We start from the raw sequence: 11,354 nt of genomic DNA, 5'->3' as shown, positions 1-11,354 counted from the left end.
TACTTGAGTCTTGACTTGTGGCGCTGCTGCATCCGTGGTCGGGGGCGGGGCTTTTGGTGCCCGTCATTATTGGCCGCGCGGGCGGCCAATAATGACATACGTGATTTCTTTCATTTCTATTGTGTTCGCTGGCGCGAATGCCGTAGCGGAGGCGGCAAGCGCGTCCCTATTTAGGGGCTCAAAGTATCTAGATACTTTCCCCATTTGCGCCTCGGGATCTTCAGGTATATATTTCAAGCCTAAACTATCCAGGTTTAAATATCTGCGGCCGCCAGCTCCAGGAATTCAGAGCGGATGTCGCTTACCACGGAGCGCTACGGCAATGAAAATAGTCTGCATCGGCGGGGGGCCCGCCGGCCTGTATTTCGGTCTGCTCATGAAGCTGCAAGACCCCGCCAACGAAGTCACCGTGATCGAGCGCAACCGCCCTTACGACACCTTCGGCTGGGGCGTGGTGTTCTCCGACGCCACCATGCAGAACCTGCGTGAAGCCGACCCCGTTTCCGCCCAGACCATCGGCGACGCCTTCAACCACTGGGACGACATCGACATCAACTTCAAGGGCCGCAGCATTCGCAGCGGCGGCCACGGCTTCATCGGCATCGGCCGCAAGAAGCTGCTGAACATCCTGCAGGCGCGCTGCGAGGACGTGGGCGTGAAACTGGTGTTCGAACAGTTCATCCAGGACGACCAGGCCATCGCCCGCGAATACGACGCCGACCTGGTCATCGCCTCGGACGGCATCAACAGCCAGGTCCGGACCCGCTACGCCGACACTTTCCATCCGGACATCGACCAGCGCCGCTGCCGCTTCGTGTGGCTGGGCACCAAGAAGGTGTTCGACGCCTTCACCTTCGCCTTTGTCCAGACCGAGCACGGCTGGTTCCAGGCGCACGCCTACCGCTACGAAGACGGCATGTCCACCTTCATCGTGGAAACGCCCGAGGAAACCTGGCAGGCCGCCGGTATCGAGCAGATGAGCCAGGAAGAGGGCATCGCCTACTGCGAAAAGCTGTTCGCGCCCTGGCTGGACGGCAATCCGCTGATCAGCAACGCCACGCACCTGCGCGGCTCGGCCATCTGGATCCGCTTCCCGCGCGTCATCTGCAATACCTGGGTGCACTGGAACAAGCTGGATACCGCCCGCGGCGAGCGCCGCGTGCCCGTGGTGCTGATGGGCGACGCCGCCCACACCGCCCACTTCTCGATCGGCTCCGGCACCAAGCTGGCCTTGGAAGACGCGATCGAGCTGGCGCGCTGCCTGAGCGGCGCCGAAGGCAGCGTCGAAGCCGGTCTGAAGCACTACGAGGAAGTGCGCAGCGTCGAAGTGCTGAAGATCCAGAACGCCGCCCGCAACTCCACCGAATGGTTCGAGAACGTCGAGCGCTATGCCGACCTGGAGCCTGAACAGTTCGCCTATTCGCTGTTGACCCGTTCGCAGCGGATCTCGCACGAAAACCTGCGCCTGCGCGACCCCGCTTGGCTGGAAGGCTTCGAGCGCTGGATCGCGGAACGCGCCGGCGCCGCCGCCGCGCCTGGCCAGCGGCCCGCGATCCCCATGCTGACGCCCTATCAGGCGCGCGGCGTGCGGCTGAAGAACCGCATTCTGGTGTCGCCGATGGCCATGTATTCCTGCACCGATGGCGTGCCGGGCGACTTCCACCTGGTGCACCTGGGCGCGCGCGCCATGGGCGGCGCGGGCCTCGTCATGGTCGAGATGACCTGCGTGTCGCCGGACGGCCGCATCACCCCGGGCTGCCCGGGCCTCTGGAATGACGAGCAGCGCGACGCGTTTGCCCGCATTGTCAGCTTCGTGCATGGCAACAGCGATGCCCGCATCGGCCTGCAGCTGGGCCACGCCGGTCGCAAGGGTTCCACGCAGCTGGGCTGGCAGAAGATCGATCATCCTCTGGCCGAAGGCAACTGGCCGCTCTTGTCGGCGTCGGCCCTGCCTTACATCGAAGGCGTGTCGCAGACGCCGCGCGCCATGACGCGCGCCGACATGGACGACGTGCGCGACAACTTCGTGGCCGCCGCCCGCCGCGCCGAGCAGGCCGGCTTCGACTGGCTGGAGCTGCACTGCGCGCACGGCTACCTGCTGTCGAGCTTCATTTCGCCGCTCACGAACCATCGCACCGACGAATACGGCGGTAGCCTGGAGAACCGCCTGCGCTTCCCGCTGGAGGTGTTCCATGCCGTGCGCGCGGTATGGCCCGAGAACAAGCCCATGTCGGTGCGGATTTCCGCCAGCGACTGGGTCGAAGGCGGCATCACGGCCGATGACGCGGTGGAGATCGCGCGCCACTTCAAGGCTGCCGGCGCCGACATGATCGATTGCTCGTCCGGCCAGGTCAGCAAGGAAGAAAAGCCGGTCTACGGCCGCATGTTCCAGACCCCGTTCGCGGACCGCGTGCGCAACGAGGCCGGCATCCCGACCATCGCGGTGGGCGCCATCTTCGAGGCCGACCACGCCAACGGCATCATCGCCTCGGGCCGCGCCGACCTTTGCGCGCTGGCGCGTCCCCATTTGGCTGACGCCTCCTGGACGCTACGCGAAGCCGCGCGAGTGGGCTACCGTGATGTTTCGTGGCCGAGCCAGTACTTCGCCGGCAAGCGCCAACTGGAAACCAACTTCGAACGCGCCGCCGCGATGGCGCAACTGGATATCAAATGAACGCAACTCCGCTCCCGCTGGCCGGACGCCACGCCCTGGTGACGGGCGGCGCCCGCGGCATCGGGCTGGCCTGCGCCTGGGCGCTCTTGCAGCGCGGCGCGCGCGTCACGCTGCTGGGCCGCGACGGCGCCGCGCTGGACGCCGCGGCCGACAGCCTGGCCAGCCTGGGCCAGGTGCAGGCCGTCAGCGCCGACATCGCCAACGAAGCCTCGGTGCGGGCGGCCTTCGCCCAGGCCGAGGCCGAGTTCGGTCCGGTACTGGTGCTGGTGAACAACGCCGGCCAGGCCGTCAGCCAGCGCTTTGACCGCACCGACGCGGCGCTGTGGCAGTCGATGCTGGACGTCAATCTGACCGGGACCTTCCACTGCATCCAGGCGGCCTTGCCCGGCATGCTGCAGGAAAAATGGGGCCGCGTAATCAACGTGGCCAGCACGGCCGGCCTGATCGGCTACGGCTATGTCAGCGCCTATTGCGCGGCCAAGCACGGCGTGATCGGCCTGACCCGTTCGCTGGCGCTGGAAACGGCGCAGAAGGGCGTCACGGTCAACGCCGTATGCCCCGGCTACACGGAAACCGATATCGTGCGCGGCGCGGTGTCGAACATCGTCGACAAGACCGGCATGACGCCGGACGCCGCGCGCGCCAAGCTGGCCGAGCGCAACCCCCAGGGCCGCCTGGTGCAGCCCGAGGAAGTGGCCGAGACGGTCGCCTGGCTGGCCTTGCCGGCTTCGGCCTCGGTCAACGGCCAGGCCATCGCCGTAGACGGCGGCGAAGTGATGACCGGCTGAAGCCGGCGCCCCATCCACCCCAATTCACGAACGGAGACACCATGAGCACCCAGCCCGAAGAGCACACCATGAAACACCACAAGCGTCCGTTCGCCGGCTACCAGGCCAAGACGTTCCTGTGGCAGGTGTCGGCCGACGGCAAGATCGGCACGGTGACGCTGAATCGCCCCGAGCGCAAGAACCCGCTGACGTTCGATTCCTACGCCGAGTTGCGCGACCTGTTCCGCGCGCTGGTGTACGCCACCGACATCAAGGTCGTGGTGGTGACAGGCGCGGGCGGCAACTTCTGCTCGGGCGGCGACGTGCACGAGATCATCGGTCCGCTGACCAAGATGAGCATGCCCGAGCTGCTGGACTTCACCCGCATGACGGGCGATCTGGTCAAGGCCATGCGCGCTTGCCCGCAGCCCATCGTGGCGGCGGTCGACGGCATCTGCGCCGGCGCCGGCGCCATGGTGGCGCTGGCCTCGGACATGCGCCTGGGCACGCCCGCCGCGCGCACCGCCTTCCTGTTCACGCGAGTCGGCCTGGCCGGCGCCGACATGGGCGCATGCACCTTGCTGCCGCGCATGATCGGCCAGGGCCGCGCGTCCGAACTGCTCTACACGGGCCGCGCCATGACGGCGGAAGAAGGCGCCAGCTGGGGCTTCTTCAATGCCCTGCATGAACCCGGCGCGCTGGCCGACGCCGCGCAGACGCTGGCCGCGCAGCTGGCGGCGGGTCCGACCTTCGCCCACGGCGTGACCAAGAAGCTGCTGCACCAGGAATGGAACATGGGCGTGGACGAGGCCATCGAGGCCGAAGCCGAGGCCCAGGCCATCTGCATGCAGACGCGCGATTTCCGCCGCGCCTACGAGGCCTTCGTGGCCAAGCAAAAACCGGTGTTCCAAGGGGACTGAGCATGCGCGACGCAAGCTGGCTGGATTGGCCGTTTTTCGACGATGCGCACCGCAAGCTGGCGCACGAGGTCGACGCCTGGTGTGAAGCGTCCCTGGGGGACGTGGATCACCATGACGCCGACGCGGCCTGCAAGAAGCTGGTGCGCGCCATGGGCGAGGCCGGCTGGCTGCGCTACGCGGTCGCGGGCGGCCCCGGCGGCGCCTGGGGCGGCGCGCTGCCGGAAGTGGATTCCCGCGCGGTGTGCATCCTGCGCGAAACCCTGGCGCGCCATGAAGGGCTGGCCGATTTCGCCTTTGCCATGCAGGGCCTGGGCAGCGGCGCCATTTCGCTGATGGGCTCGGACGAACTGCGCCAGCGCTATCTGCCGCGCGTGGCGCGCGGCGAAGCCATCGCCGCCTTTGCGCTGTCGGAGCCCGACGCCGGCTCGGACGTGGCCGCGCTGGCCTGCGAGGCCACGCTGGACGGTGACCATTATGTGTTGAACGGCGCCAAGACCTGGATTTCCAACGGCGGCATCGCGGACTTCTATTGCGTGTTCGCGCGCACGGGCGAAGCCCCCGGCGCGCGCGGCATCAGCGCCTTCGTGGTGGATGCCGATACGCCGGGCTTCGAGGTCAGCGAACGCATCGACCTGATCGCTCCGCACCCGCTGGCGACCATCACGTTCGACAACTGCCGCATTCCGGCGTCGCACCGGCTGGGTGACGCGGGCCAGGGCTTCAAGCTGGCCATGATGACGCTGGACATCTTCCGCGCCTCGGTCGCGGCCGCCGCGCTGGGTTTCGCGCGCCGCGCGCTGGACGAAGGGCTGGCGCGTTCCAAGTCGCGCCGCATGTTCGGCCAGACGCTGTCGGACCTGCAGCTGACGCAGGCCGCGCTGGGCGACATGGCGACCGCCATCGACGCCTCGGCGCTCCTGACATACCGCGCGGCCTGGATGCGCGACGTGCTGAAGCAGCGCACCACGCGCGAAGCGGCCATGGCCAAGATGACCGCCACGGAATCGGCGCAGACCGTGATCGACCGCGCGCTGCAGATGTTCGGCGGCGCGGGCGTGGTGTCGGGGATGCCGGTGGAGAAGCTTTACAGGGAAATACGCGCGCTGCGGATCTACGAAGGCGCGACAGAAGTGCAGAAGTTGATCATTGCCCGTGAACTGCTGAAGGCGTAAGGCAGCCATCGAGCTCCGTCGTCCCGGCACAGCAACTACACCGCAATAGCAAGGGGAATTCCATGGAAGCATCCGCCCACATCGACACTTTCGCCCGGGACAATCTGCCCCCGGGCGAACAATGGCCAGAGTTCCTGCTCGACGGCCCCGACGTGGCCTATCCGAAACGTTTGAACTGCGCGGTCGAACTGGTGGACGCCATGGTCGAGCGCGGTCACGGCGAGCGCGTCGCGCTGCGCTGGAGCCAGGACGGCAAGCACGCCACGATGACCTACCGCGAACTGGCCGCGCTGACCAACCGTATCGCCCGGGTGTTGGCCGAAGATATGGGCCTGGTGCCGGGCAACCGCCTGCTGCTGCGCGGGCCGAACAATCCCATGATGGCGGCCTCGTGGCTGGCGGCGATCAAGGCCGGGCTGGTGACGGTGCCGACGATGCCGCTGTTGCGCGCCAAGGAACTCAAGCAGATCATCGACAAGGCGCAGATCCAGGCCGTGCTGTGCGATGCCCGCCTGAAAGACGAGGCGGAGTTCTGCACCCAGCCCAGCCATGAGCATTATTGTCCTGGCCTGACCAAGGTCATGTACTTCAACGACAAGGCGCCCGACGCGCTGGATGCGCTGGCAGCGGCCAAGCCGGATGATTTCAAGGCCTGCGATACCGCGGCCGACGACGTGTGCCTGATCGCCTTCACCAGCGGCACCACCGGCGCGCCCAAGGGCTGCATGCACTTCCATCGCGACGTCCTGGCGATGTGCGACCTGTTCCCCAAGCACGTCATCAAGCCGGGTCCGGACGACATTTTCTGCGGCACGCCGCCGCTGGCATTTACCTTCGGCCTGGGCGGCCTGCTGTGCTTCCCGCTGCGCGTGGGCGCGAGCACGGTGCTGGCCGAGAAGCTGTCGCCGGAAAGCCTGCTGCAGCTGATCCAGGATTTCCGCGCCACCATCGTGTTCACGGCGCCCACGTTCTACCGCCAGATGGCGGCATTGGTGGGCAAGTTCGATCTGTCGTCGCTGAAGAAGAGCGTGTCGGCGGGCGAGGCGCTGCCGGATGCGACGCGCCAGCTCTGGAAAAAAGCCAGCGGCATCGAGATGATCGACGGCATCGGCGGCACGGAAATGATCCACGTGTTCGTGTCCAGCCCGCCGGAGTCGGTCAAGGCCGGCGCCATCGGCCGCGTGGTGCCGGGTTATGTGGCGCAGATCGTCGATGACGATATGAATCCCGTGCCCAACGGCACGGTGGGCCGGTTGGCGATCAAGGGGCCTACCGGCTGCCGCTATCTGGCGGACGAACGCCAGCGGCGCTTCGTGCAGAACGGTTGGAACCTGCCGGGCGATACGTTCCTGCAGGATGACGACGGCTATTTCTTCTATCAGGCGCGCAATGACGACATGATTGTTTCGGCGGGCTACAACATTGCCGGACCCGAGGTCGAGGACGCGCTGCTGCGTCACGAGGCAGTGGCGGAGTGCGGCGTGGTGGGCGCGGCGGACGACGAGCGCGGCCAGGTGGTCAAGGCCTTCGTGGTGCTCAAGCCGGGCTATGAAGCCGGCAGTGAGCTAGTCGCGGCGCTGCAGCAGTTCGTGAAGGCCAATATCGCGCCCTACAAGTATCCCCGTGCCATCGAGTTTGTCGACGCGCTGCCGCGCACCGAAACCGGCAAGCTGCAGCGTTTCGCGCTGCGCAAGATGGCCTGAACCGGCAACAAGGAAATTCCATGGCAGCCCCTTTCATCAGCCAGGTCGAAGTCCGCTTCCGTCATTGCGATCCGGCGGGCATCGTTTTCTACCCTCGCTACTTCGAGATGATCAATGACTTTGTCGAGGAATGGTTCGACAAGGGCATGGGGTTGCCGTTTCATGCGCTGCACGTGGAGCGGCACATCGGCACGCCGATGGCGTCGGTGCAGTGCGATTTCAGCGCGCCCAGCCGCTGGCACGAGCGTCTGCGCCAGGTGCTGGAAGTACAGCGCATCGGCGGCGCGTCGTTCAAGGCGCTGGTGCGCTTCGAGGGGCCGGATGGCCAGTTGCGCTTGTCGGCGACGCTGACGATCGTAACGGTGGATTTGCGGACGATGAAGTCCATGCCGCTGCCTGCGGATCTGCGGGAACGCATGCAGGCTTATCTGGTTCCCGCAGCGTAAGCGGCGGGGATCGTTTGCTTTTCTTAAATATAGGATGACGTTATGAAAATTCTGCAACCGCCGGATTGGATGGCGCCCCGGGGCTATTCGAATGGCGTGCTCACCGAGATGCAGGTGGGCAGCAAGCTCGTATTTGTGGGCGGGCAGGTGGGGTGGAATGGCCAGCAGCAGTTCGAGACCGACGATCTGGCGGAGCAGGTGCGCCAGACGCTGGCGAACATCGTCGCGATTCTGGCCGAGGGCGGCGCCAAGCCTGAGCATATCGTCCGGATGACGTGGTACGTGACGGACAAGAACGAGTATGTGGCGGCTTATCCCGCCATCGGCAAGCACTATCGTGAGTACATCGGCCGGCATTTCCCGGCGATGACGGCCGTGGAGGTGGCGGACCTGGTCGAGGACCGCGCCAAGGTGGAGATTGAGGTTACTGCCGTGGTGCCGGCGCAGTAATCGCCGGTTGCTCCTGAGCGCCGAGGGCCGGCTATCGCCTGGCCTTCGGCGTTTTTTTTGCAGGCTTCTTGAGCGCTGGGGCTCGATACAATCGATCCATCAACCAAGGAGCCTGCCTCATGTCCCTGAACTCTGACGCGGTACGCCTGTTCCTGGGCGTGGTGGACGCCGGATCCCTCAGCGCCGCCGCCGAGCTTCTGGGCCATACTGCGTCGGGCGTCAGCCGCGGCCTGTCGCGGCTTGAGGAAGAGCTCGGCGTCATCCTGATCAACCGCACCACCCGGCGCATGGAACTGACCGAGGAGGGCAAGCATTTCCTGCCCAAGGCCCGGCACATCGTCGCGTCGCTGGACGAAGCCGAGGATTGCATGCGCATGGTGCATCAGCGCCCGGCGGGCCGCTTGCGGGTGGATGCGTCGGTGCCCGTCATGCTGCATTGCGTGGTGCCGCTGGTGGCGGAGTTCCGGCACGAGTATCCGGCGATCACGCTCGAACTCACCAGCAACGACCGCATCGTGGACCTCATGGAACACCGCACCGACGTGGCGCTGCGCATGGGGCCGCTGACGGATTCCACCCTGCATGCGCGCACGCTGCGGCCGTCGCCGCGCTGGGTGATGGCCAGCCCGGACTACGTGGCCCGGCGCGGCGCGCCGCAGACGGTGGAGGACCTGGCGGCGCATGAAGTGCTGGGTTTCACCCAGCCTGAGAGCCTGAACGTCTGGCCCTTGCGCCACGCGGGCGGGTCCAGCTATCTGGCGGTGCCGACGCTGGCGACGTCCAGCGGCGAGACGCAGCGGCAACTGGCGGTGCGCGGCGTGGGCATCGCCTGCCTGTCTGACTTCGTGGTGCGCGAGGACGTCAAGGCCGGCCGGCTGGTGAAGCTGATGGAAGCCGCGCACACGGACTATCTGCAGCCCATGCACGCGGTGTATCACCGCAACACGCAGCTCTCGCGGCGCATCGCCTGCTTCCTGGATTTCTTCGCGGCGCGGATCTGAACCCGCGCCGCGCTTGGCATGGCGTCTAGGCGTGCAAGGCGCGGCCAAAGGCCGACAGCACCGATTCGTGCAGCGTTTCCGACAGGGTCGGGTGCGCGAACACGGTGTGCATCAGGTCTTCTTCCGTGGCTTCCAGCGAGGCCGCCACGCCGTAGCCCGTGATCAGCTCGGACGCTTCGGGGTGGATGATGTGCGCACCCAGCAGCTCGCCGCTCTTGGCGTCGAACACCGTCTTCACCAGTCCCTGGTCCTCGCCCATGGCGATCGCCTTGCCGTTGCCGGCGAAGGTGAACTTGCCCACGCGGATGTCGCCGCCGGTCTTGGCGGCGTGTTCGCGGGCGCGGGCTTCGCTCATGCCGATGCTGGCGACCTGCGGGTACGAGTAGGTGCAGGCCGGGATGCGCAACGGATCGATGGGATGCGCGGGCCTGCCGGCGATGGCTTCCACGCACAGCACGGCTTCGTGGCTGGCCTTGTGAGCAAGCCACGGCGCGCCCGCCACGTCGCCGATGGCATAGACGCCGGGCTCGCCCGTGCGGCACAGGCCGTCGGTGACGATGTGGGTCTTCTCCACCTTGACGCGGGTCTGCTCCAGGCCCAGGTTCTCGACGTTGCCGACGATGCCGGCGGCGACGATGACGCGGTCCACTTCCAACTCGCTGCGCTTGCCTTGCTGGTCCAGCGTCACCTTCACGCCGCTCGCGGTCAGCGAGGACGAGGCCACGGCGCAGTGCGTCAGTACCCGGATGCCTTGCTTTTCGAAGACCTTGCGCGCCAGCGCCGAGATCTCGGCGTCTTCCTGCGGCAGGATTTCCGCAGTCATGTCGATCAGCGTGACTTCCGCGCCCACGGCGCGGTAGAAGCTGGCGAACTCCGCGCCAATGGCGCCCGCGCCCACCACCAGCAGCGACTTCGGAATCTCGGCCGGGACCAGCGCCTGGCGGTAGGCCCAGACGCGTTCGCCCAGGGGCAGCGCCGGCAGCTCGCGGGCGCGCGCGCCCGTGGCCAGGATGATGTGCTTGGCCGACAGCGTGCTGCCGTTGTCCAGCGCCAGGCGGCCGCCGCCCGCCAGCTTGGCGCTGGCGGCGAACACGGTCACGCCGTTCTTCTTCATCAGGTGCGCCACGCCCTGGCCCAGGCGGCCTGCCACCTTGCGTGAACGCGCCACCATGGCGGCCAGGTCCGGACGCGCTTCGCCCGCGCCCGCGACTCCGTAGTGCGCCGCCTCGCGGCAGGCGCGCAGCACGGTGGCGCTTTGCAACAGCGCCTTGGTGGGGATGCAGCCCCAGTTCAGGCAGATGCCGCCGAGTTCGGCGCGTTCCACCAGCGCGACCGACATGCCCAGCTGGGCCGCACGGATGGCCGCGACATAGCCGCCGGGGCCGCCGCCCACCACGACGAGATCAAACGTAGTCTTGGTCATGGCGGGGCTCACAGCAGGATGCGCACGGGGTTTTCGATCAGCGTGCGGAAGGCGGCCAGCCAGCGCGCGCCCACCGCGCCGTCCACCACGCGGTGGTCCGCGGACAAGGTAACGGTCATGACGGTGGCGGCGGCCAATTGGCCGTCGCTGTCCACCACCGGACGCTTTTCTGCCGCGCCCACCGCCAAGATGGCGGCCTGCGGCGGATTGATGATGGCGGCGAACTGGCTGATGCCGTACATGCCCAGGTTGCTGACGGTCAGCGAGCCGCCGGTGAATTCCTCGGGCTTGAGCCGGTTGATCTTGGCGCGTCCGGCCAGCTCGACGATTTCGCCTGCAATGGCGGACAAGGATTTCACGTCGGCATCGCGCACGATGGGCGTGACCAGGCCGCCGTCGGTCGCCACCGCCACCGAGATGTCGGCGCCGGCATGGTATTCGACCGCGTCCTCGTGCCAGCTGGCATTGACCTCCGGCACTTCGCGCAGGGCCAGCGCGGCCGCGCGCACGATGAAGTCATTGACCGACAGTTTCACCGCGCCGCCCTGGTTGGCCTGGGCGCGCAGCGCCAGCAGCGCGTCCATCCGGCAATCCACCGTCAGGTAGAAGTGCGGCACGTTCTGCTTGCTCTCGGTGAGACGGCGGGCGATGGCGCGGCGCATGCCGGTATGCGGCACGCGGCGCGCGGCGGGACGGCCGGCCAGCGCTGCGGGCGCCGCGGCCGGGGCGCGGTCGCGCGCCGCTTCCACGTCGCGGCGCACGATGCGGCCGTGCGGACCGGTGCCGGTCACGCCCAGC

At 67.2% G+C, this 11,354-nt stretch carries 10 protein-coding genes; 8 read left to right on the top strand and 2 right to left on the bottom strand.

The genetic code is table 11. The annotated features are described in order from the left end of the window. Positions 1–322 precede the first annotated feature (322 nt). The 8 genes from N5C88_RS31210 to N5C88_RS31175 all read left to right on the top strand — a co-directional run bounded on the left by N5C88_RS31210 (position 323) and on the right by N5C88_RS31175 (position 9,133). Entirely contained in the window at positions 323–2,674 is a 2,352-nt protein-coding gene (locus N5C88_RS31210; RefSeq protein ID WP_280016921.1) for a bifunctional salicylyl-CoA 5-hydroxylase/oxidoreductase, read from the top strand. Further along, positions 2,671–3,462, top strand: a complete 792-nt coding sequence (locus N5C88_RS31205; protein ID WP_280016920.1) for an SDR family NAD(P)-dependent oxidoreductase — start codon at positions 2,671–2,673, stop codon at positions 3,460–3,462. The genes N5C88_RS31210 and N5C88_RS31205 overlap by 4 nt, the downstream gene beginning before the upstream one ends. A gap of 41 nt (positions 3,463–3,503) precedes the next feature. Further along, positions 3,504–4,361 (top strand): enoyl-CoA hydratase family protein, encoded by an 858-nt coding sequence (locus tag N5C88_RS31200; protein WP_042796271.1) that lies wholly within the window; start codon positions 3,504–3,506, stop codon positions 4,359–4,361. 2 nt (positions 4,362–4,363) lie between these two features. Continuing rightward, entirely contained in the window at positions 4,364–5,533 is a 1,170-nt protein-coding gene (locus tag N5C88_RS31195; protein WP_118935199.1) for an acyl-CoA dehydrogenase family protein, read from the top strand. Positions 5,534–5,595: 62 nt separating this feature from the next. Next, a complete protein-coding gene (locus tag N5C88_RS31190) occupies positions 5,596–7,236 on the top strand; it encodes an AMP-binding protein (RefSeq protein ID WP_280016918.1) in 1,641 nt (546 codons plus the stop codon). Between the two features lie 20 nt (positions 7,237–7,256). Beyond that, positions 7,257–7,682, top strand: coding sequence for a thioesterase family protein (locus N5C88_RS31185; protein ID WP_013391343.1), 426 nt, complete (start codon positions 7,257–7,259; stop codon positions 7,680–7,682). Positions 7,683–7,724: 42 nt separating this feature from the next. Further along, positions 7,725–8,132 carry a RidA family protein gene (locus tag N5C88_RS31180; RefSeq protein WP_042796274.1) on the top strand — a complete coding sequence of 136 codons (408 nt, stop codon included), beginning with the start codon at positions 7,725–7,727 and terminating at the stop codon, positions 8,130–8,132. Between the two features lie 119 nt (positions 8,133–8,251). After that, the gene (locus tag N5C88_RS31175) at positions 8,252–9,133 is read left to right on the top strand and encodes a LysR family transcriptional regulator (protein WP_059379131.1); all 882 of its coding nucleotides are present in this window, start codon (positions 8,252–8,254) and stop codon (positions 9,131–9,133) included. A 25-nt stretch (positions 9,134–9,158) separates the two neighbouring features. Here N5C88_RS31175 and lpdA read toward each other — a convergent pair whose 3' ends face one another. Together lpdA and N5C88_RS31165 are read right to left on the bottom strand one after the other, a co-directional pair. After that, on the bottom strand, positions 9,159–10,556 hold the full coding sequence (gene lpdA / locus N5C88_RS31170; RefSeq protein ID WP_280016916.1) for a dihydrolipoyl dehydrogenase: 1,398 nt from the start codon (positions 10,554–10,556) through the stop codon (positions 9,159–9,161). A gap of 8 nt (positions 10,557–10,564) precedes the next feature. Beyond that, on the bottom strand, positions 10,565–11,354 hold a 790-nt coding region (locus tag N5C88_RS31165), incomplete at its 5' end, for a 2-oxo acid dehydrogenase subunit E2 (protein ID WP_280016915.1).

It is taken from the genome of Achromobacter sp. GD03932, assembly GCF_029839485.1.
Lineage (GTDB): Bacteria > Pseudomonadota > Gammaproteobacteria > Burkholderiales > Burkholderiaceae_B > Achromobacter > Achromobacter bronchisepticus_A.
The sequence above is the reverse complement of the archived record's forward strand: the minus strand, read 5'-3'. Positions and strand labels throughout refer to the sequence as shown.

Bases quoted from the DNA above. Each gene is read 5' to 3' on its own strand.
- N5C88_RS31195 (WP_118935199.1), top strand. From the start codon at position 4,364: ATGCGCGACGCAAGCTGGCTGGATTGGCCGTTTTTCGACGATGCGCAC.
- N5C88_RS31210 (WP_280016921.1), top strand. From the start codon at position 323: ATGAAAATAGTCTGCATCGGCGGGGGGCCCGCCGGCCTGTATTTCGGT.
- N5C88_RS31175 (WP_059379131.1), top strand. From the start codon at position 8,252: ATGTCCCTGAACTCTGACGCGGTACGCCTGTTCCTGGGCGTGGTGGAC.
- N5C88_RS31200 (WP_042796271.1), top strand. From the start codon at position 3,504: ATGAGCACCCAGCCCGAAGAGCACACCATGAAACACCACAAGCGTCCG.
- N5C88_RS31205 (WP_280016920.1), top strand. From the start codon at position 2,671: ATGAACGCAACTCCGCTCCCGCTGGCCGGACGCCACGCCCTGGTGACG.
- N5C88_RS31190 (WP_280016918.1), top strand. From the start codon at position 5,596: ATGGAAGCATCCGCCCACATCGACACTTTCGCCCGGGACAATCTGCCC.
- N5C88_RS31180 (WP_042796274.1), top strand. From the start codon at position 7,725: ATGAAAATTCTGCAACCGCCGGATTGGATGGCGCCCCGGGGCTATTCG.
- N5C88_RS31185 (WP_013391343.1), top strand. From the start codon at position 7,257: ATGGCAGCCCCTTTCATCAGCCAGGTCGAAGTCCGCTTCCGTCATTGC.
- lpdA (WP_280016916.1), bottom strand. From the start codon at position 10,556: ATGACCAAGACTACGTTTGATCTCGTCGTGGTGGGCGGCGGCCCCGGC.